Below are 21037 nucleotides of genomic sequence, written 5' to 3'. Positions count from 1 at the left end.
TTCAGGTTTCAGTATAGCGACTGCGACTGGCGCACAACCCGGATGATACCGGGGCCGCTGTGGAGGCGCCACAGGAGGGGAAAACCGATGACACGCCTGATTTCTGCGCGCGCGCTGCTCCATGCAAGCGCCGCTTTCGCTGCCTTTACCGCTGTTCCAGTGTTTGCCCAAACCACGCCGAGCGAGGCTCCCGCTGCGCAGCAGCAGGATGTCGCGGACGGCGATATCGTCGTCACCGCGCGCCGTCGTGAAGAAACCCTGCTCGACGTGCCGATCGCTGCGACCGCTTTCTCCGCTGCGCGGCTTGAACAGACTGGCGTCGTCGATCTGACCGATTTGCAGAATGTAACCCCCAACACCACGCTGAAAAATGCGCGCGGCACCAATTCAACGCTCGCCGCCTTCATCCGTGGCGTCGGGCAGCAGGATCCCGTTCCCGGGTTCGAGGCCGGCATCGGCATCTATCTCGATGACGTCTATCTCAACCGCCCACAGGCGGCGGTGCTCGACGTGTACGAAGTCGAACGAATCGAAGTGCTGCGCGGGCCGCAAGGTACGCTCTATGGCCGCAACACCATCGGCGGCGCGGTGAAATATGTCACCAAGCGGCTCGCCGACGGGCCCGAGGCAAGCTTCAAGGGAAGCTATGGTTCGTTCAACCAGGCCGATGGCATTGTCAGCCTGTCGACGCCGCTTGGCAGCCTGTTCAAGGTCGGCGTTTCGGGCGCGAGGCTGACGCGCGGCGGCTTCGGGCGCAACACCAACCTCAACATCGACAATTATAACAAGGATGTCTGGGCCGGGCGCGGCACGATCGAATTCGCCTCGCCCGATGATCGCATGACGCTGCGCCTGACCGGCGATTATACCGAGGACAAATCGAACGCGCGCAACGGATCGCGGCTCATCACCAGCTTGTTGAGCGGTGCGCCGGTGCAGGCCAATGCGTTCGACACGCGCGCCGGCCTCAACAACCCGAAGCAGAACATTCAGGCCGGTGGCCTGTCGCTGGTCGCCACCGCACAATTGTCCGATGCGATCACCTTCAAGAGCATCAGCGCGTTCCGCAAGGATCGTTCGTTCACCCCGATCGATTTCGACGCGCTGCCGGCGACCGATGTCGATGTGCCGGCGGTCTATCGCAATGAACAGACCAGCCAGGAATTCCAGTTCGCCTATAAGAGCGACAAACTGAACGGGCTCGTCGGTTTCTATTATCTGGGGGCCAAGGCCTCGACCGGTTTCGACGTGCTGTTGTCGACGACGTTCGCCAATTTCAACGCCTATACCAAGGGCGACGTCCGCACCGAGACGAGCTCGATCTTCGCCGACTTCACCTATGATTTCATTCCGCAGCTCAGCCTGTCGCTCGGCGGGCGCTATACGTGGGATGAGCGTCGCTCGACGATCTTCAAGGCGAGCTATCTCGGGCTGACGTCTGAATTCGGCGGGACGCCGGTTCCGTTCGGCGCGCCGTCGACCGATTTCACCGGGACCGCCAATTTCAAGCGCTTTACGCCGCGCGCCTCGTTGAGCTTCAAGCCGACGCCCGACCATTTGCTGTACGCGTCCTATGCGGAAGGCTTTAAGGGCGGTGGCTTCGATCCGCGCGGTTCGGGAACGTCGTCGCCGATCGCCAATCCGGCGGCGGGGCGGACCTATCAGGACATTTACAACTATCTGCTGTTCAAGCCCGAAGTCGTGAAGAGCTATGAAATCGGTTATAAGGGCTCGTTGTTCGACAAGCGGTTGAACATCGCGCTCGACGGCTTCTATTCCGATTATAGCGATGTGCAGGTGCCGGGTTCGGTCGGCTGCGTCATCGGCGGGGTACAGTCGTTCTGCGGCATCACAACCAACGCCGCCAAGGCGACGATCAAGGGCGTCGAACTCGAGACGACCGGCGTGCTCGCGCGCGGTTTTGCCGGGCCGGGGTCGAATGTCTCGCTGTCGGGAACGCTCGGCTATATCAGCGCGAAATATAAGACCTTCATCGGGCCGACCGGTGTCGACGTGGCCAACGTCCGCGTGTTCCAGAACACGCCCGATTGGACGTTGTCCTCGACGCTCGCTGGCACCATTCCGGTCGGGGCGGGTAAGGTCAACGCCAACACCACCCTCTCGTATCGCACTCTGACGCACCAGTTCGAGACGGCTAGCCCCTTCCTCGACCAGCCGGGCTATGCGCTGTGGGACGCGAATCTGACCTACAGCTTCGGGCGCGGCGGCCGCTATTCGATCGGCGTCCACGCCAAGAACATCACCAACAAGATCTACAAGACCGCAGGCTACCAATATATCCGCACCGATGTGGCGGGGAACCCGATCAGCCTGACCAACGTGCCGGTGCCCAACGGTCCCTATGTCGCGACGCTGGGCAAGGAAGGCATTGCCACTGCCTTTTACGGCAATCCGCGGCAGATTTTCGGGACGATCACCGCGAAATTCTGATCGACCGGGCACAAAAGAAAATGGGCGCTTGCCAGTGGCAAGCGCCCATTTTTTGTGTCGATCGACTACGCGATCAGACGAGATCGAACCGGTCGGCGTTCATCACCTTGGTCCAGGCCGCGATGAAGGCGCTGACGAACGCGCCCTGCGCATCGTCGGTTGCATAGGCTTCGGCCAGCGCGCGGAGTTGCGAGTTCGAACCGAAAATCAGGTCGACGCGCGTCGCCGTCCACGCCTGCGCACCGGTCTTGCGGTCGTGTGCTGTGAAGAGGTCTTCTGCGTCCGATGGCTCCCACTTCATCGTGATGCTGCTCTTGAGCAGGTTTGCGAAGAAGTCGTTGGTCAGCGTGCCCGGACGATCGGTGAAGACGCCGTGGGTTGATCCACCGACGTTGGCACCAAGTACGCGCAAGCCCCCGACCAGGACCGTCATTTCCGGCGCGGTGAGCGTCATCAGATGCGCCCGATCGACCAGCAGTTCTTCCGCCGACCATGCTTGATCGCCGCCCGCAAAGTTGCGAAAGCCATCGACCTTGGGTTCGAGCGGCGCGAACGAGTTTGCGTCGGTCTGCTCTTGCGTGGCATCGGTGCGGCCCGGCGTGAACGGCACGGTGACGTCATGCCCGGCTGCCTTCGCTGCGGCCTCGACCGCCGCACAACCGCCAAGCACGATCATGTCGGCGACCGACACCGGCTTGCCGAAACCGCCACGGATCTCGTCGAGCTTGGCGAGCGTCGTCGCCAGTTCGGCGGGTTCGTTGACTGCCCAATCCTTTTGCGGGGCGAGCCGGATCCGCGCGCCATTGGCACCGCCGCGCATGTCGGTGCCGCGATAGGTCGAGGCCGAGGCCCAGGCCGTCGCCACCAGCCGACCGATCGACAGACCGGAGTCGAGGATCTTTGTCTTTAGCGCGGCAATGTCGGCCGCGTCGATCAACGGATGATCGACCGCCGGAACCGGATCCTGCCACAAGCGTGGCTCTGCCGGGACTTCTGGCCCCAGCAGCCGCGTGTGCGGCCCCATGTCGCGGTGCGTCAATTTGTACCACGCCTCGGCAAAGGCCTTGGCCAGCGCCTGCGGATTTTCGTAGAAGTGGCGCGAAATCTTCTCATAGGCCGGGTCGAACCGCAGTGCGAGATCGGTGGTGAGCATCATCGGCGCGTGGCGCTTGGACGGATCATGCGCGTCGGGCACGGTGCCTTGCGCTTCGGGATTGGTCGGGGTCCATTGCTGCGCCCCGCCCGGGCTGTGCGTCAGCTCCCAGTCGAATTCGAACAGATTCTTGAAGTACAAATTGGTCCACTTGGTCGGCTCTTGCGTCCACGCACCCTCAAGCCCGCTGCTGATCGTATTGACGCCGTTACCGCTGCCAAGGCTGTTCTTCCAACCGAGGCCGAGCTGCTCGATCGGTGCGCCTTCGGGTTCGGGGCCGACATAATCGTCGGGCACACCCGCGCCGTGGGTCTTGCCGAAGGTATGGCCGCCTGCGATCAGCGCGACGGTCTCCTCGTCATTCATCGCCATGCGGGCGAAGGTCTCGCGAATATCGCGCGCCGAGAGCAGCGGGTCGGGATTGCCGTTCGGGCCTTCAGGATTGACATAGATTAGTCCCATCTGGACCGCGGCGAGCGGGTTGGCGAGATCGCGCTCTCCGGTGTAGCGCTTGTCACCGCCAAGCCATTCGCGCTCCGGACCCCAATTCACGTCGGTCGCAGGTTCCCACACATCGACGCGACCGCCAGCGAAGCCGGCGGTTTCGCCGCCCATCGATTCGATTGCGCAATTGCCCGCCAGCACCATCATATCGGCCCAGGACAGCTTGCGCCCGTACTTCTGCTTGATTGGCCACAGCAGCAGCCGCGCCTTGTCGAGATTGGCATTGTCCGGCCAGCTGTTGAGCGGCGCGAACCGCTGTTGACCGGCGCCCGCACCGCCGCGACCGTCACCAATGCGATACGTTCCCGCACTGTGCCACGCCATGCGGATGAACAGCGGACCGTAATGGCCATAATCGGCTGGCCACCAATCCTGCGATTCGGTCATCAGCGCGACAATGTCGGCCTTAACTGCGGCCAGATCGAGGCTCTGGAATTCAGCGGCATAATCGAAGTCCGCGTCCATCGGGTCGGCTTGCGGCGAATTCTGATGCAAGACAGACAGATCGAGCTGGTTCGGCCACCACAAACGGTTGGTCATTTCGAACAAGACGGCGTTACCATCCACGCGACCTGCGCCCACCGGGCATTTGGCTTCGACGTTCATGCTGCTCTCCATCGTTGGTTTAATTCTCTATACCACACGATGGAGCGGAGTGATTGATCTGTCCAATCACTTAAATTCCTGAGACTGATCGAAACGACCCTTTCAATGTCACGGTCGTGTCGCTTAATCTCCCCCGGTCGCGCTTTCGACGCTTGGCATCGCGCCAGCGCCGATGCCGCTGCCGTTCCACCAGAGCGGCGCACTTTTGCGCGTGCCGGTTACGATTTCGTCCATCGTCAGCGGATCGTACAGTCGCCCGCCCAGCATCACGCGGTGGATCTTGTCGCTGTTGCGGATGTCGACCGTGGGATCGGCATCGAGCACCACGAGATCGGCGAGCTTGCCCACTTCGAGCGACCCGATATCCTTGGCATAGCCAAGCGACGTTGCGGGCATGATCGTGCCGGCGCGCAGAGCCTGGAGCGGGCTCCAGCCGCCGCGGACGAACGACCACATCTCCCAATGCGCGCCCAATCCGGGTTGCTGGCCATGCGCACCGATCGACACTTGCACGCCGCGCGCAGCGAGCTTGCCCGCCTCGCGCGCGCTCTCGTCATCGACGAACGCATCCTCGGGTGCCATCGTGCGGCGGCCATTCTGCGCGAGCAATTGCGCGGGGGGCTCATAGCGCGAGACAATCGGATGTTTCCACACATCGGTATGCTGCCGCCAATACGGATCACCCGCCAGCCCGCCATAGGTAACCACCAACGTCGGCGTGTAATTGGTCTTGGTCTGCGCCCACAGATCGACCACATCCTTATAGAAGGTGGTGAGCGGAATGTTATGCTCGACCGTAGCATTGCCATCCTGGATCAGGCTGATGTCCATCGCGAAGAGCGAGCCGCCTTCGGGCACGACCTCCATATTCTCGCGCTGGGCGGCGGCGACGACCATCTGGCGCTGTTCGCGGCGCGGCTGGTTGTAGTTCTTGACGCTGTTCGCACCCTCCGCCTTCAACCGCCGCACGTCCGACAACGCATCCTCGAGCGTATCGATCTCGGCATAGACATCGGGCGATTTGGCACCGTAGATGATCTCCCCGGTCGAGAAGGTGCGTGGCGCGATGATCTTGCCCGCGCGCTGCATTTCCGCCGCGACGAAGATCTCGGACGCGCTGGCCGATGGATCGTGGATCGTCGTCGTACCCATGGCGAGGTTGAGCATCGCCGACCAATTCTGTTGTGGAATCAGATCGTCATCGCCTTGCGGTCCGTGCGCATGCGCATCGACCAGCCCCGGAATGATCGTCTTGCCCGCAACATCGACCGTTTTGGCGCCAGCGGGGATCGGGGTGGACGCCTTCGGCCCGATCGCGACGATGCGGTCGCCGCGGATGACGATGACGCCGTCGTCGATGATCCCGCCCTCGGCATTCGCCATGGTGACGATGCGTGCGCCAGTGAGCGCGATGGTGCCGGTCGGCTTGTCGGCGGCGACGTCCATCGACAGCGAGATGCCCGTTTTCGGCGCGACGAACTTGGGCGCATCGTCATCCGCAGGGGCAGCGCGGAACAGGGCCTCGGTCTGGACCGTGAAGAACGTTGGCCCGAGTGACCAATGCAATTGCGCACCATCATGCGACCAGCCGATGAACGCCGCGCCGTCGCCGCTCGCGCGGGTGACGGGCAGCGCGCCCTTTTTGATATCGACCGCGACATCCTGCGTGCCCGGCAGCAGCGGCATCACGAACGCTTCGTAATTCTGCCGCAGCGCCACGTAGCGGCCATCGGGAGAGATCTGATAATCATTGACCAATTCACCCGAGGCATGGACGCGCCGCGCCTGCCCGTTGAGATCGGTGCTGACGAGCTGCCGCTTGCCCTTTTCAGAAGCGAGGAAAAACACCCGCTCGCCATCCGCGCCGAATTGCGGTTCGCTGCCGCCCTTGGTGATCCGCGTGGCGGTGCCGCCGCCGGTTGTGGCGATCCGATAGATGCCGGGATTTTCGCTGCCCCGCGCCGCGGTCAAGCCGCCGCCGCGGCCGCTTTCAAAGACGATGCTGCGGCCATCGGGGGCAAAGCGCGGGTTGCTGTAATGGCCGGGCTTCGCGGTCACGTCCTTAGCCGCGCCGCCGCTCGCCGCAACGGTGCGGACCTTGGCCAGCCCGGCATCGGTCCAGCCGACGAACACCACCGAACGCCCGTCGCGCGACCAGCTCGGCCACAGCTGCATCTCGGCCTCGTCACCGCTGACCAGCCGCCGCGCCGCACCGCCGGCAGCGGGCTTGATCCACAATTTGCCCAGCGTCTCGAACAGCACGCTTTGCCCACCCGGCGACATGCTCGCCCAACGCGGCATCTTGGTTGTGAAGCGATCGGGCGCCACCACGATCTGCGGGTGGATCGCGTCGATCACCACGCGCGTATCGTTGATCGCGAACGGGATGACGCTCGCCCCCGATCCGTCGGCTTTCGCGCGCTGAATATGCCCGCCCGCCCAGAACACGACCGATGCGCCGTCGGGCGTCCACGCCATATTGGGATAGACGCCGGTCACCGCCCAGGTCTCTTGCACGTCCTGATCGAGCGTATCGTAAATCTTGCGTTCGACCCCGCTGTCGAGGTCCTTGACGTAGAGCTTCGACTTGCCCGCCTCGCGCCGGACGAAGGCGATGCGCTTGCCATCGGGCGAGGGCGTCGGACGGACCGATCCGCCCGCGCCTGACACCGCGGTACTCGTCTCGCCGGTCACCATGTCATAGCGTTCGATGTCGAACAGGTCGGTGTACGAATTCTGCGCATATTCGAAGATCGGGCCGGGCGTGACATTGCGCGTGAAGAACACGGATTTGCCGTCGGCGGCATAGATCGGTTCGCCCAACTCCTTCTGCAATTCCTCGCTCGCGCGCTTGACCAATTGCACGCCACCGCCGCCCGAGACGTGATACATCCACACCTCGCCGGTGCCGAGCGAGCGCGCGGTGGTGAAATGCTTCTTGGCGACGATGAAGCGGCCGTCGGGGCTCCAGCTCGGCTGATTGAGCAAGCGGAAATCCTCCTTGGTCAATTGCCGCTTATCGCTGCCGTCCAAGTTCATCAGCCAGATATTGTCGCCGCCGCCGCGATCCGACACGAAGGCGATGCGCTTGCCGTCGGGTGAGAAGCGCGGTTGCTGTTCGTAAGCAAGGCCCTCAGCGATGCGCGTCGGCGTGCCGCCTGCAATCGGCATGGTGTAGATGTCGCCGAGCAAATCGAACGTCAGCATCGTGCCGTCGCGCGACACATCGACATTCATCCAGCTGCCTTCGCTCACCGCGATCGGCACTTGCCGCGTCGTCAGGCCGGGGGGCGCGTTGACGTTCCATTTGGGTGGTTTGGCGGGTGTGTTGGTGGGGGCAGCGACGGTTTGCGCCGAAAGTGGGGTGGCCATCATCAGCCCGGCGATTACCGCCGTCACATCGTTGCGCATCGAAACTCCTGCCCCCGGATCGTTGGTGATCCTGTTACACCTTTGATATGCGGGCGATCTGCTTCCTGCAACCGCCATAACGTCTCGATCAAGTCGGGGGGTGGTGTCACCGTGATCCTTGCTTAGGATGGGCCCATGACGATCCCACCCGCGCCGACGGCCGCGACCCCCATCCCGGGCAAGCCCACGCCCTTCTACGCGCACCTTTACGTGCAGGTGCTGACGGCGATCGTGCTCGGCGCGCTGGTCGGGCATTTTTGGCCTGAGACGGGGGCGGCGCTGAAGCCGCTCGGCGACGGCTTCATCAAGCTGGTCAAGATGGTGATTGCGCCCGTCATCTTCCTGACCTTGGTCAGCGGGATCGCAGGGATGCGCGAATTGCGCACCGTCGGGCGCGTCGCGGCAAAGGCGTTCGGCTATTTCCTGTTCTTCTCGACGCTCGCTTTGATTCTCGGCTTGATCGTCGGCAATGTCGTGCAGCCCGGTGCGGCGATGCATGTCGATCCCGCCACGCTCGATGCCGGTGCGGTGGCGGATTATGCGCAGCAGGCGCACGAGACGACCGTGGTCGGTTTCCTGATGGCGATCATTCCGACGACAATGGTGTCCGCGCTCACCGACGGGTCCATCCTGCAAACCTTGTTCGTCGCGATCCTGTTCGGCATTGCGCTCGCTCTGGTCGGCAAACCGGCGGATCCGGTGCGCGATCTGATCGAACGGCTCGGGCTGATCGTCTTCCGCATCGTCGGCCTGCTGATGCGCGCGGCCCCGATCGGCGCGTTCGGCGCGATTGCCTTCACCGTGGGCAAATATGGCGCGGGGAGCTTGGTCAGCCTCGGCGGACTGGTGCTGACCTTCTATCTCACCTCGATCGCGTTTGTGGTGGTCATCCTCGGAGCGGTGGCGTGGCTGCACGGTTTCTCGATCCTGCGGCTGCTCGTCTATCTCAAGGCCGAACTGTTGTTGGTGCTCGGCACATCTTCGTCCGAGGCGGCGCTGCCCAACCTCATGACCAAGCTGGAGGCGGCGGGGTGCGACCGTGGAATCGTCGGGCTGGTCGTGCCGACGGGCTATTCGTTCAATCTCGACGGCACCAACATCTATATGACGCTGGCCTCCTTGTTCATCGCGCAGGCGTGCGGCGTGCATCTCTCGATCGGGGATCAATTGTTGCTGGTCAGCGTCGCGATGCTGAGTTCGAAGGGCGCTGCGGGGGTAACGGGGGCGGGGTTCATCACGCTGGCGGCGACGCTGTCGATCGTGCCCTCGGTACCGGTTGCCGGGATGGCGCTGATCCTCGGCGTCGATCGTTTCATGAGCGAGTGCCGCAGTCTGACCAATTTCATCGGCAATGCGGTCGCAGCGATCGTCGTCGCGCGCTGGGAGGGCAAGCTCGATATCGCACGCCTTGACAGGACGTTGCGCGCGTGATCGCTTGAGGCGACGCGTCGATCTGCAGAGACGCGATCAAGGCGAGAAGGGGCTCTACCCGGGTGTATTGCTATAGAGTGTCCGGCCTCACGGTGCGCAGCGATCTGCGCTTGCCAGGGCTCATTCCGCTCGACGTTGTGGCAATCCCCGACGTGACGATCCGCGCGATCGTGGTTCCCGAAGCGCTCGACGATGTCAGCGTAACCGGCCCAAACTGGCAGCGCAGTGCCGACCGGTTCCTGCTGGAGATTCCGTCGATCGGGCGTTTCCTGCTCGAGGCCGGGCACAGCATTGGCTATTCGCGCAGCGCCGATATTGGCGATCAGGACATTGCGATTTTTCTGGCGGGCAATGTTTTCGGCATCTTGCTGCATCAGCGCAATCATATCGTGCTCCACGCCAGCGCGATTGCGGTGAAGGGCAAAGCGGTGTTGTTTTGTGGCGCGTCGGGCGCGGGCAAATCGACCATGGCGGCCGCCCTTGGCGCGCGTGGCTATACGCTGGTGACCGATGATCAGGCTGCGATCACGCTCGATGCCACCGGGATGCCGATCGTCCACCCCGACGGCCGCTTCCTTAAACTCTGGACGCGGTCGATCGAAGCGTTAGCGCTTGGGGACCGCAAGGGTGAGGCGATGCGCGACCGTCTGGAGAAATTTTATGTCGAGCCGGGCGTGGCCAGCACCGCGCCAATGCCGGTCGGCGCGGTTTATATGCTGACCGAGGATCGTGCTCCGCGTGTGGCGGGGATCAGTCGCCCCAATCTGGTCGATGGGTCACGGCTGCTGGTCGCCAATGCCTATCGGCCCACACTGGTGCGGCGCATGGGGCAGCGGCAAGCCTATTTTCAGGTCGGCGCGGCGATCGCACATGTCGCCGGAATCTTCATGTTGACGCGCCCGCTGCGCTTCAGTGCGATGGACGAAACCATTGCCCAGCTTGAGGCGCATTGGGCCGAAGTCGGCCTCACACCCGCGGCCGAACTGGCGGAATCGCGCGGGTGAGGCCCACCGTCTGGCTGACGTCCTACCCCAAATCGGGCAATACTTGGTTTCGCGCGTTGCTTTCCAATCTCGATCCGGCGCGCGCCGAGCCCGCCGCGATCAACGCGCTCGACAGCACCGATTCGATCGCGAGTTCGCGCGGGCGCTTCGACAATCACATGCTGATCGAATCGGGGCTGCTGACCTTCGACGAGATCGATGATCTGCGACCCGCGCTCTACCGGTATCTCGCAGCCGACAGCTATGAGGGTCCGTTCGACCCCGAAACGCTGTATCCCGTGCGCTTCGTCAAGACGCATGACGGCTATACCCATACGCGCCACGGCGAGCCGATCATGGGCGGGGCAGCAGCAGCAGCGGGGGCGCTACTGTTCGTGCGCGATCCGCGCGATGTCGCGGCGTCGCTCGCCAACTATCAAAACTTCACGATCGACGAGGCGATCGCGATGATGGCCGATCCGAGCTTTTGTTTCTGTGCGCATCCGCGTGTGCTCACCAACCAATTGCGTCAGCGGCTGCTCGGATGGGGTGGCTATGCCGCCAGTTGGCTCGATCAACGCGACGTGCCGGTCCATCTGGTGCGCTATGAAGAGATGCACGCCGCGCCGCTGCCGACGCTGCGCGCGGCGCTGTGTTTCGCCGGATGGTCGATCGACGATGCTACGATCGAGCGCGCCTTTGCCTTTGCCGCGATCGACGAACTGCAGCGCCAGGAAGCCGACACCGGCTTCGGCGAAGCACCTCAAACGGAACACGGCAAGACCCGCTTCTTCCGGCGCGGTGTCGCTGGCGGCTGGCGGGATGAATTGACGCGCGCGCAAGTGAAGCGAATCGAGCAGGATCATGCGGCAATGATGGAACGGCTGGGCTATGCGCCCGCGATCAAGGAGGATTTCGAGCATGTCGATCAGCAAGCAGGGTGACTGGATTTCCGCCAAGGTGGGCGACGAAATCGTGATGATGAGCGCCGAGGAAGGCAAATATATCGGCCTGAATGACGTCGGCGCGCGCATCTGGGAATTGCTCGACGAGTCGAAGACGCGCGACGCGCTGGAGGCGCGGTTGCTCGAAGAATTCGACGTCACGCCCGACGCGTGCCGCGCCGAGCTCGACAGCTTCCTTACCAAATTGGCCGAGTTTCGCGCCATCACGCTCAATTAGGCCCAAGCGTTGAGCGCAATCTGGGGGATTTTGCGCTTCGACGGTGCAGGCGTGGCCGACCGTGACATCGATCGGATGGGCGCGGCGATGGCGGTGCGCTGCGGCGACGGGTCCGCGACCTTTCTCGACGGTTCGGTCGGGCTTGGCCACGGGCTGATGCGCGTAACGCGCGAGGATGCGTTCGATCAGCAACCGCTTTACGATCGCGATGCTGGACTGGTCTTGGTGGCCGATTGCCGGATCGACAATCGCGAGGAGATCGCGGTGGCGCTCGATCTCGACCCCGCGACGCTTGCGACGATGCCGGACAGTGCAATCGTGCTCCACGCCTATCGCCGCTGGGGCGATTCCTGCGCGGCAAAGCTGATCGGCGATTTCGCGTTCGCGGTCTGGGATGTCGCGCGCAAGCGGCTGCTGCTCGCGCGCGATCACATGGGGCAGCGCGCGCTGCACTATCATCTGGGCGAGGGTTTCTTTGCCTTTGCCACCGACATTACGGCATTATGGGCAGCCCCCGGCGTACCGCGCGCGCTCGACGAAGTGTCGCTCGGCGCAGTCGTCAATTTCTGGGGCAATGCAATGGAGGGGCGGATGCTGCCCGCCGGCATTCGCAGCGCGGGCGGCGGCACGACGCTGGCGATCGGTACGGGCGGCACTGTGGACGGGAGGCGCTATTGGGAACCGCACGCGGACCCGGCGCATCTCGGCCATGACGACGCTTATTACGTTGCGAATTACCGGAAAATTCTGGAGGAAGCGGTCGCCTGCCGCGTCCGGCGGCTGGTCGATCGACCGGGTCTGTCGCTCAGCGGCGGCTTCGATAGCGGATCGATCGCGGCGCTTGCGGGGCCTGCGCTGCCCGAGGGCGGCAAGCTGGTCTCTGTGACGTCGGCCATGCCCGAGCGCGCGGAGGGATGGCCGTACGATCCGCGACCCTGGGTCGAACTGTGCAAGCGCGACATGCCGCATCTTGACGTCCATTATATCGACTTTCGCGATCAAGACCCGCTCGACGGGCTTGAGGAGTTTTTCGCAGCGAGCGGCGGCTTGCCGGTGACGCCCTCGGCATATGCCGATGCCGAAGCGTTCGGTGTGCTGAAGGCGGTGGGCGCACGCCTGATAATGGACGGGGAAGGCGGGGACTATACCCTCAACGATCGCGGTCAAATGGCGCTTGCGAATCTTGCGGCCCAGGGACGCATACCGAACTTACTGCACGAGATGCGCGCACACCGGCGCGTCACGGGGGAGCGCTGGCGCAGCATTGTGCTGCGACAAACGCTGTTTCCGCTGTTGCCGCGGTCGCTCCGTGGCTTTTTGATTGCGGCACGGCGTGGGTTCCGGGGCAATGGCCCGCTTGTGGCTTTGAAGACATCCTTCACGGCGCGACTGATCGCTGCAGGTGCCATTCGTGGGGCCGACCGTTTTCCCGCCGGAGCATCGGAGCGCCTTCGGCACCGTGTGATCACCGATTCGCTCTTTCGCCAGTCGGCCTACGCAACTGCACTCGAAGCAATGGCAGCATCGTACGGCCTTGCGTTGACACGCCCCTTTTTCGACCGGCGCGTCGTCGAATTTGCGCTGGCGGTGCCGCGACATCTCGACGTGCGCGACGGGCGCAACCGTTATCTGGCGTGCGCTGCGCTGCAGGACGTTCTGCCCGGCGAATTTCAGGATCGGCCGCGCGCCAATGATGGCCCGATCGCCGATCCGCTCAGTTTGGACGACGGGTCACTCCGTGAGGCCGTCGCCCTACTGGAAACGACCCGGATCGCGGAGTTTTTCGATTTTGCCCGGATCCGATCTCTGCTTGACCGGGCGATCGATCCCGATGCCGGAACCAAAGCTGCACGCGAGCAGGCGCGTCGTTTCTCTATCCTGTCGCTTGTCGCGGCGCGCTACACAGACTGGCTCGATTCGCGAAATCGCTAGCGCGCTTGTCAAACAGCGTTTGCAGTTAGGCTTAACTGCCCGGACCCACATTAGCATTGAAGCCAATAAAGGTAACTTTGTCGACTGGTGAGGTATAGGTAGGATTTGGCCGGCTTGTATCGAACAGCTCGGCCTCGATCACGCGCGGAGCCGACCATGCGCGCTTGGTTGCCCGGTGCTGCTGCGCATCCAGTTGCTGTTCGTTCGATTCGGTCTCCATCACACCCCCCAACTGTTGCTGTTGTTCCATAACACATTTTCCCACGGCCACAACCAAGCGCTGAGATCACGACGATCGACCATGAAGGTCTGCTTCTATTGCCGGCGTACCCAAAGTCCGCCAGACCGCAGTCCATCAATTCTTGCCGGTCGGATCGTCACAGCCGAACCCGTCCGCCTAAAAGCGGACCGGTAGGTACCAGGCGGGCAAGCGACCTGACCGTTCCCGCTCTCTTCCCGCCGTTCGGGACCGACCACGCAACCGACAATTGCGGCCACACAGCAATCGCGGGCATCTGCGGACCGCCGCGAGACGCTATTTCTTTGGGGTGTCGTGACGTTGGTGACGAAAGTGTTTGTTGAGATGGTGTTCGAGCGCGGTGATCAGCAGGTTCCGTCGCCCGGCGGCCTCTCGCAGTTCCGGGTCGGCAATATCGCGCCAGTCGCTGGTCGATCGGCGCTGCTCGAACCGCCTAGCCACGGTGCGCGCTTCCGGTTCGGCCGCCGCGACCAGTGCGCGCGCTTTGGCGACCGTCGCGAGAGCTGCCGTGACATCGATCTCGCCGCCATCGAGTCTCTGCAGCAATGCGCATCGGAATCTGCGACATACGGTGAAACGTTCCTGGTAAATTGTGCAGCATGTGCCTTTGAGACGCGGACACGGCAGCGCAAAGGCCAGTTTCTCGTCTTCACCTTGGCCCAAGACGGTCAAACCGTGCTCCGCGAGCCCGGTAAGGTCGTCGGGAAAGGCGCGGGCCTTGGGGTAGATAGTTCCGTCACAGCATAGGCCGCATTGTGTACAGAGGTCGGACGCATCGGGTGCCATTTTATTCTGCGCGGGCAGGGGCGCTGTCTCGGTCATGCCACCCCCAAATCCCCCGTCCCGAAGTAATGCAGCAACAATGCGCTTAGCGTATAGCGTTCGACTGCTTCGCTCTCAAACTTGAACGTCTGCTTCTTTTACCGCTGTACCCAAAAGCCGCAAGACCGCTTTCCAACATCTATCGCCGTTGGGGTACCTGCCACACCGCGCGCGTGCCCAAAAGCGCAACGGCTGCTACCGGCAGGAAAAGCGGTCGGGCAGCAAGCGCCCATTTTACGTCGTCCAGGTCAATTCGCGCCGCTTCCGAAAGTCGATTAGCAGCTTTTCATCGTTACAGGGATTTCATCCCCACCGTCGAACGGCTTTACCCGATTGTTTGTTCTCAGCCCGGCTTTGTTCTCGAAATGGCAAATGCAATCATAATTGCGCTGAGGATACGTCACGCCGCGACGCGACCAGCTTCACAACGCGTCCGTAATGTATTTTGACCGTGCGGTAGCTTCGGTCGTCATCGCATTCCCAGATCTTAGTGTCAGCACCGCACACTTTTCCGCCGCCACAATCACGCGCTCGGCCACAGTGATGCGAAATTGGTTCGTCGCGATAACCGGGGTTCATTGCGAAAGCGGTACATTCTTGCATTGTGTAAAACCTGAAATTCGATATTTTGTACTTGACGGTGATTGAGTTGAGTCGCCGCATCACGCGCCATACTGGCGCACTTCGGGGAGGATAGGACGTGGATCCATTCTTGGGTGAAATCAGGCTGTTCCCGTGGGAATGGCCACCGCGCGGGTGGCTGCTCTGCGCAGGGCAGCTTTTGTCGATCCAACAAAATAGTGCGTTGTTTGCGTTGCTCGGCACGACGTATGGCGGCAACGGGACGACAACGTTCGCGCTGCCCGATCTGCGTGGTCGCGTGCCAATCGATCGCTCCAGCCAGGAACCACAAGGCGCGCGCGATGGAACCGAAACGGTCACGCTGACCATCGCCACCATGCCCGCGCATACCCACGCGCTGACCGGGACATCGACCGTCGCTACGGTGAAGACACCGACCGGGCATGCGCTCGCCAACGATACGTCCCCCGCCGCTGATTTCTACGCGGCCGCAACCGGCAACCCGCTTACCACGCTGTCGCCAAATTCGATCGGCGTCGGCGGTGGCAACCAGCCGCATGACAATATGCAGCCCTTTTTGGTGCTCAACTATTGCATCGCTAACAGCGGCCTCTTTCCCTCGCGCAACTGAGCCGCCTGCGGACCGCATTTTCAGGAGCAATCCACAATGTCACAAAATTTCATTGGAGAAATCCGAATGTTCGGCGGCAATTTTGCGCCGCGCGACTGGGCGTTTTGCAACGGCCAGTTGTTGAGCATCGCGCAATATCAAGCGCTCTTCACACTGATCGGGACGACCTATGGCGGCAATGGCACCACGACCTTCGCCTTGCCCAATCTGCAGTCGCGCATTGCCGTGGGGGAAGGGGCCGGCCCCGGCCTCACCCCGCGTCAGATCGGTCAGGTCGGCGGAACGGAAACGGTCACGTTAACCCAGGCGCAAATGCCGGCGCACAATCATATGGTGGTCGCGACCACGGCGGCGGGAAACCTAACGGGGCCGGGGGGCACCGCATTGGTTGCGGCACCGGGCGGCACCGGAGCGGCGCTCTACCTCGTGCCGGGTGCGGTGCCGATCACGACGGTGGCATTGTCGCCGTCATCGGTCGGAACCGCCGGGGGAAACCAGCCGCACGACAATCACATGCCGTCGCTTTGCGTCTCCTTCATCATCGCGCTGGGGGGCATTTTCCCCAGCCGCAACTAATTCGGGAAGCAACATCATGGCAGATCCATTCCTTGGCGAAATTCGCATCGTCGGTTTCAGTTACCCACCGCGTGGCTGGGCGGTGTGCGATGGCGGTCTCATCGCGATCCAGCAAAATTCCGCGCTTTTCTCGATCCTGGGCACGACCTATGGCGGGAATGGCACCACCACCTTCGGCTTGCCCAATCTTCAGGGCAATGCCGCAATGCATTGGGGAACCACCCCCGGCCTGACCCCGACCGTGATCGGCCAGATTCAGGGGACCGATACGGTTACGCTGACCTCGCCGCAATTGCCGACGCACACGCATATCTTGCAGGGTGGCACGCCAAATGCTGCCCCCGGTGCGCAGGCTGTCGCCGCGCCATCGCCGACCGCGCTCTTGTCGAACAGCAATCCGCAGCTCGCTTATGCGCCGGACGCAACCCCGCCGGTCGCGTTCTCACCGGTTGCGATCACCGCGACCGGCGGCAACCAGCCGCATTCCAATGCGCAGCCGCGCCTTGCCATGCTGTATTGCATCGCACTCGAAGGTATTTTCCCGGCCCGCAACTGAGCAGGTCGGCATCGTAAGCGCGGACCCGCGCACCACCGCCTCCTTCGGAGGGCGGTGGTGCCGGTTGGCGGTTCAGTTGAACACTGCCTCATACTCGATCCCGGCTTCCGTTTGTGCGACCGGGCCGAAGCCGATTTCGAGCAGACCCATCACCGGATGCTCGAGCCGGTACAGCCCCTGCGGCACGACGTGCTGGACGTCGCTGCGGAACAGCAAGGCGAACGGCGCCCGCCCCGCGAAACCGCCGCCGCGCGCCGGCTCGGCTTCGACCAGCGTCAGCGGCATCGTCGTGCCCTCCTCGCCGAGCAACGTAAAAACACTGCCGAGGTGCACGGCAAAATCTTCCCGCACCAAACCCGCCAGACTCATCGTTTCGCCTCCGTCATCGTGTCACCGGGGCGATAGCGCCGTTCGACATGCGCTGCCAGATCGGCGGGATAGAAATAGACCGGCCGCAGCGCGCCGGCCGCATAGCGCGTCGCTTGATCGGCGAAATGCGGCGAGGCCGGATCCCCGCTCTCACCGCCCGCAGTCACCGCCCACGCATGCAGTTTCGGGCCGAACTCGACCACCGCGACGAAGCTGTTGCCGCTCGATCCGTAGAGCTTCTTCGTATTGGCATAGGGCCGCGTACCGAACGAGGCGAGGCTGCCCCATTGCGCCGAGGTGAATGGGACCGGAATGCTCGGGCGGGCATCGTCGAACTTGGCCTCGATCGAATCGTTCAAGCGCTGGAAGCGGTTGATTTGCCCCCAGCCGATCTTCCAGTCGCCCAAATCGCGCGTCAATTGGTCCGCCGCTTCGCCCAGCGCATCGAGCTTGCGGCTGTCGGGCACGCGCGTCGCGATATAGTGCGGCACGTTGATCTGCTCGGCCTGAATGAAGCTGCCGACCTCGCGCCACATCTTGCCGCCCCATAGCACGGCGAGCGTCGTCGCGACCGAATCCGCGCCCCAGCGATAGTTCCAGCCGCGTAGGGTCGCGATTGGCCCGGCGAGCTTCGCACGGCGCGGGTCGTCGGCGGGGAGCGCGTCATAGGCGGTGATCAGCGGCGGGATCAGCTCGGCAAAAGCAGGGAGATAGCTGTCATAGGCCGCCGCGATCAGCCGCTCGGGCGTGAAATCGTGTCGCCCGGTCAGCAATAGCTTGGCATGCACGCCGCGCGGATTTTCGCCGAACGTATCCATGTAGCGCGGATAGTCCGTCGCCTTGGGGCTGTCCGGCCCCGCCGCCGTCCACGGCCAATTGTTGGTGTTGAACGCATAGCCGACGCGCGGGTTGATCGCATTAGGCAGGCTCGCCACGCTGTGCAGCCCCTTCCAGTCGGTCGCCGGATCGGCGCCATCGACCGGCTTCGCATAATCGAAGCGCACGTCGCGGACCGGCACGAATTGCGGGTGGAGATAGGCGATCTCACCCTTGGCATCGGCGAACAGCGTGTCGTTGGAGGAATTCGCCTTGCGCTCGGCGACCTTCATGTAGCTCGCCAGATCGGTCGCCTTGGTGCGCAGCCAGCTTTGTTCGAGCGCGGGGATCGGCTTCCACATCAGGCCTTGCGCGATCCACTTGCCGCCGCGCTCGGCGATGATCGGGCCGTGGTGCGAGGCGTAAGTTGTGAAGCTGCGCGTGCCAATTGTGCTATCAGGCTTGCGATAGGCGAGCGCGACCGTCGCCGACCGCATCCGCCGGATCGCCTTGCCATAGCGGTACGAAACGCCCGCCCCGCCGCGCACGACATCCTCGGCAAATTCATCGACATTATCGACACCGGAGGAAGTGTGCATCCACCCGGCTTTCTCGTTGAAGCCCTGATAGATGAAGAATTGCCCCCAGGTGGAGGCACCATAAGCGTTCAACCCTTCGCCGCTGGTCATCTGCAATTCGGAACGGAAATAGAAACTGGTGTGCGGGTTGATCAGCAGCAACGCGTGGCCGTTCACCGTGTTCTTGGGCGCAATTGCGATGCCGTTGGAGCCACGCGGCTCGCGCGGTACCGGACCAGCATCCTCCGCGGCGACCGCAACGCTGGTCTTGCCGTAGAAGGCGGCGAGGTCGTTCAGCGAAATCCGCTCAATATCGCCACCGATGCTGCCTTCGGTGAAGGACAGCGCCATCCACGGCTCGAAATGCGTCAGCACTTTGGGGCGCACGTCAGGGTGCGTCGCGAGATAATAGTTCAGCCCGTCCGCCCACGCCGTCATCAGCTTTTGCAGCCACGGCGCGCTTTGGCGATACTTCGCCTGAAGATCGACCGGATCAACATAAATCCGCTGGCGCAGATCGGCCCAGATCGCGCTTTCCCCCTCTGCCTCTGCAGTCCGCCCAAGCGATGTCAGGTAATTCGCCTCGATCCGATTAAAGTCGTCCTCGGCCTGCGCATAGATCGCGCCGAACACCGCATCGGCATCGGTCTTCCCGACGACATGCGCGATGCCCCAGGTATCGCGCGTGATCGTGACGTGCGTCGCCTCTGGCGGGGCGGGGGCTGCCGCGATCGCGAACAGGGCGGTGGCGGCAAGCAGGTTGCGCGCGGTGCGGGGGAGTCTATCCATGGCAGCGAAGCTATCGGGCAATGCTGCGCGCCACAATCGCTTGCGGAGACGAAACGATGAAATGGTTGCTCGGATTTGCCTGGTTGGTCATCGGGGCCGCACCCGCGCCGCATTCCATCCTGCTGCGCCCGGCGGCGGTGTTCGACGGCGTCGATCCCGCGCCGCATCCCGGCTGGCAAGTCTTGGTGACGGGCGACAAGATCGTCGCCGTCGGCCCGGCGCTCACCGCACCCGCCGATGCCGAGACAATCGATCTCCCTGGCCAGACGCTGATGCCGGGGATGATCGAGGGACACGGGCATCTCTTCCTCCACCCCTATAACGAGACGAGCTGGGACGATCAGGTGCTGCACGAACCACTTGCGCTGCGCACCGCGCGCGCGGTGGCGCATGCGCGCGTCACGCTACTCGCTGGTTTTACCACCGAGCGCGATCTCGGCACCGAAGGCGCGGGCTATGCCGATGTCGGGCTGCGCCAGGCGATCGCACAAGGGATCGTACCCGGCCCGCGCCTGATCGTCGCAACGCGCGCGATCGTGGCCAAGGGGGCGTATGGCCCCAAGGGCTTCGAACCCGGCGTGGACATCCCGCAAGGCGCCGAAGAGGCGAGCGGCGTCGATGGTCTCGTCCGCGTCGTGCGCAGCCAGATCGCGGCGGGCGCGGATGTCGTCAAACTCTATGGCGATTATCGCTGGGGCCCGGGCGAGCCGAGCCGCCCGACCTTTTCCGCCGCCGAAATGAAGGCCGCGGTCGAGGCCGCGCACGATGCCGGACGGACCGTCGCGGTCCATACTTCCACGCCCGAAGGGATGCGCCGCGCGATCGCCGCCGGAGCCGATACGATCGAGCATGGCTATGGCGGCACGCCCGAGATCTTTCGCAGCATGGCGGCGAAGGGGATCGCCTTGTGCCCGACGCTGGCCGCGTCCGACGCTGTCTCGCGCTATCGCGGCTGGAGCGGCGGCGATCCGGTGCCGCCCGCCGTCGCCGAAAACCGCGCGTCGTTTGTGCTCGCCCGGTCGCTCGGCGTGCCAATCTGTATGGGCGGCGATGTCGGCGTCTTCGCGCATGGCGAAAATGCCCGCGAAATGGAATTGATGGCGGCGGCGGGGATGCCGGTAGCGCACGTGCTGATCGCGGCGACCTCGGGCAATGCGCGCTACTTCCACCTCGCCGATCGCGGGGGAGTGAAGGTGGGGTTGCTGGCGGACCTGATCGCGGTGCCGGGCGACCCGACGCGCGATATCGCGGCGGTGCGGCGGGTTGGCTGGGTGATGAAGGGCGGGGTGGTGGTTGGGCGTTAGAGTCTGATCCATTTATGTTGAAGCGTAGCCGGAGTTTCTGAGATAGTTGGCGCATTCCTGAGGCGGGAAAGCGTCGAGCAAGGTGCCGATGCGTTTCCAGGT

At 63.3% G+C, this 21037-nt stretch carries 16 protein-coding genes; 10 read left to right on the top strand and 6 right to left on the bottom strand.

Annotated elements, in window-relative coordinates:
- Positions 1–87: 87 nt before the first annotated feature.
- Entirely contained in the window at positions 88–2451 is a 2364-nt protein-coding gene (locus IEV62_RS14000) for a TonB-dependent receptor (protein ID WP_188448539.1), read from the top strand.
- Positions 2452–2524: 73 nt separating this feature from the next.
- Here the strand turns inward: IEV62_RS14000 and katG are convergent, their stop codons facing one another.
- Together katG and IEV62_RS13990 are read right to left on the bottom strand one after the other, a co-directional pair.
- The gene (gene katG, locus IEV62_RS13995) at positions 2525–4714 is read right to left on the bottom strand and encodes a catalase/peroxidase HPI (RefSeq protein ID WP_188448537.1); all 2190 of its coding nucleotides are present in this window, start codon (positions 4712–4714) and stop codon (positions 2525–2527) included.
- Between the two features lie 123 nt (positions 4715–4837).
- On the bottom strand, positions 4838–8125 hold the full coding sequence (locus IEV62_RS13990) for an amidohydrolase family protein (RefSeq protein WP_188448535.1): 3288 nt from the start codon (positions 8123–8125) through the stop codon (positions 4838–4840).
- A gap of 135 nt (positions 8126–8260) precedes the next feature.
- Here IEV62_RS13990 and IEV62_RS13985 point away from each other — a divergent pair, with 135 nt between their 5' ends.
- From IEV62_RS13985 to IEV62_RS13965, 5 genes are all read left to right on the top strand, one after another.
- Positions 8261–9556 carry a dicarboxylate/amino acid:cation symporter gene (locus IEV62_RS13985; RefSeq protein ID WP_188448533.1) on the top strand — a complete coding sequence of 432 codons (1296 nt, stop codon included), beginning with the start codon at positions 8261–8263 and terminating at the stop codon, positions 9554–9556.
- Positions 9557–9633: 77 nt separating this feature from the next.
- Positions 9634–10560: an HPr kinase/phosphorylase gene (locus IEV62_RS13980; RefSeq protein ID WP_188448532.1), complete on the top strand. Its 927-nt coding sequence runs from the start codon at positions 9634–9636 to the stop codon at positions 10558–10560.
- Entirely contained in the window at positions 10557–11483 is a 927-nt protein-coding gene (locus IEV62_RS13975; RefSeq protein ID WP_188448530.1) for a sulfotransferase domain-containing protein, read from the top strand. The genes IEV62_RS13980 and IEV62_RS13975 overlap by 4 nt, the downstream gene beginning before the upstream one ends.
- Positions 11461–11721: a PqqD family protein gene (locus IEV62_RS13970; RefSeq protein ID WP_188448528.1), complete on the top strand. Its 261-nt coding sequence runs from the start codon at positions 11461–11463 to the stop codon at positions 11719–11721. Before IEV62_RS13975 ends, IEV62_RS13970 begins: the two co-directional genes overlap by 23 nt.
- A 9-nt stretch (positions 11722–11730) precedes the next feature.
- Positions 11731–13653 carry an asparagine synthase-related protein gene (locus IEV62_RS13965; RefSeq protein ID WP_188448526.1) on the top strand — a complete coding sequence of 641 codons (1923 nt, stop codon included), beginning with the start codon at positions 11731–11733 and terminating at the stop codon, positions 13651–13653.
- A gap of 31 nt (positions 13654–13684) precedes the next feature.
- Here IEV62_RS13965 and IEV62_RS13960 read toward each other — a convergent pair whose 3' ends face one another.
- Positions 13685–13903 carry a hypothetical protein gene (locus IEV62_RS13960; protein ID WP_188448524.1) on the bottom strand — a complete coding sequence of 73 codons (219 nt, stop codon included), beginning with the start codon at positions 13901–13903 and terminating at the stop codon, positions 13685–13687.
- A gap of 285 nt (positions 13904–14188) precedes the next feature.
- On the bottom strand, positions 14189–14734 hold the full coding sequence (locus tag IEV62_RS13955) for a YkgJ family cysteine cluster protein (RefSeq protein ID WP_188448523.1): 546 nt from the start codon (positions 14732–14734) through the stop codon (positions 14189–14191).
- A 700-nt stretch (positions 14735–15434) separates the two neighbouring features.
- Here IEV62_RS13955 and IEV62_RS13950 point away from each other — a divergent pair.
- From IEV62_RS13950 to IEV62_RS13940, 3 genes are read left to right on the top strand one after another with little or no spacing between them, the layout of a single operon-like run.
- Positions 15435–15947 (top strand): phage tail protein, encoded by a 513-nt coding sequence (locus tag IEV62_RS13950; RefSeq protein ID WP_188448521.1) that lies wholly within the window; start codon positions 15435–15437, stop codon positions 15945–15947.
- Between the two features lie 36 nt (positions 15948–15983).
- Positions 15984–16523: a phage tail protein gene (locus IEV62_RS13945; protein ID WP_188448519.1), complete on the top strand. Its 540-nt coding sequence runs from the start codon at positions 15984–15986 to the stop codon at positions 16521–16523.
- A 16-nt stretch (positions 16524–16539) separates the two neighbouring features.
- Complete coding sequence (locus tag IEV62_RS13940) at positions 16540–17079, top strand: phage tail protein (RefSeq protein WP_188448509.1); 540 nt, start codon at positions 16540–16542, stop codon at positions 17077–17079.
- A gap of 72 nt (positions 17080–17151) precedes the next feature.
- Here IEV62_RS13940 and IEV62_RS13935 read toward each other — a convergent pair whose 3' ends face one another.
- Together IEV62_RS13935 and IEV62_RS13930 are read right to left on the bottom strand one after the other, a co-directional pair.
- Positions 17152–17448, bottom strand: coding sequence for a DUF6916 family protein (locus IEV62_RS13935; RefSeq protein WP_188448507.1), 297 nt, complete (start codon positions 17446–17448; stop codon positions 17152–17154).
- Positions 17445–19631, bottom strand: coding sequence for a penicillin acylase family protein (locus tag IEV62_RS13930; RefSeq protein WP_188448505.1), 2187 nt, complete (start codon positions 19629–19631; stop codon positions 17445–17447). Before IEV62_RS13930 ends, IEV62_RS13935 begins: the two co-directional genes overlap by 4 nt.
- A 56-nt stretch (positions 19632–19687) precedes the next feature.
- Here IEV62_RS13930 and IEV62_RS13925 point away from each other — a divergent pair, with 56 nt between their 5' ends.
- Positions 19688–20935, top strand: a complete 1248-nt coding sequence (locus IEV62_RS13925) for a metal-dependent hydrolase family protein (RefSeq protein WP_188448503.1) — start codon at positions 19688–19690, stop codon at positions 20933–20935.
- Positions 20936–21037 lie beyond the last annotated feature (102 nt).

The organism is Sphingomonas psychrolutea (genome assembly GCF_014636175.1).
Lineage (GTDB): Bacteria > Pseudomonadota > Alphaproteobacteria > Sphingomonadales > Sphingomonadaceae > Sphingomonas > Sphingomonas psychrolutea.
Note: the sequence above shows the minus strand (reverse complement) of the source record. Positions and strands in the feature narration are given on the sequence as shown.

Coding starts and splice junctions, on each gene's coding strand:
- IEV62_RS13935 (WP_188448507.1), bottom strand. CDS start 17,448: ATGAGTCTGGCGGGTTTGGTGCGGGAAGATTTTGCCGTGCACCTCGGC.
- IEV62_RS13930 (WP_188448505.1), bottom strand. CDS start 19,631: ATGGATAGACTCCCCCGCACCGCGCGCAACCTGCTTGCCGCCACCGCC.
- IEV62_RS13945 (WP_188448519.1), top strand. CDS start 15,984: ATGTCACAAAATTTCATTGGAGAAATCCGAATGTTCGGCGGCAATTTT.
- IEV62_RS13970 (WP_188448528.1), top strand. CDS start 11,461: ATGTCGATCAGCAAGCAGGGTGACTGGATTTCCGCCAAGGTGGGCGAC.
- IEV62_RS13990 (WP_188448535.1), bottom strand. CDS start 8,125: ATGCGCAACGATGTGACGGCGGTAATCGCCGGGCTGATGATGGCCACC.
- IEV62_RS13955 (WP_188448523.1), bottom strand. CDS start 14,734: ATGACCGAGACAGCGCCCCTGCCCGCGCAGAATAAAATGGCACCCGAT.
- IEV62_RS13985 (WP_188448533.1), top strand. CDS start 8,261: ATGACGATCCCACCCGCGCCGACGGCCGCGACCCCCATCCCGGGCAAG.
- IEV62_RS13925 (WP_188448503.1), top strand. CDS start 19,688: ATGAAATGGTTGCTCGGATTTGCCTGGTTGGTCATCGGGGCCGCACCC.
- IEV62_RS13960 (WP_188448524.1), bottom strand. CDS start 13,903: ATGGAACAACAGCAACAGTTGGGGGGTGTGATGGAGACCGAATCGAAC.
- IEV62_RS14000 (WP_188448539.1), top strand. CDS start 88: ATGACACGCCTGATTTCTGCGCGCGCGCTGCTCCATGCAAGCGCCGCT.
- katG (WP_188448537.1), bottom strand. CDS start 4,714: ATGAACGTCGAAGCCAAATGCCCGGTGGGCGCAGGTCGCGTGGATGGT.
- IEV62_RS13940 (WP_188448509.1), top strand. CDS start 16,540: ATGGCAGATCCATTCCTTGGCGAAATTCGCATCGTCGGTTTCAGTTAC.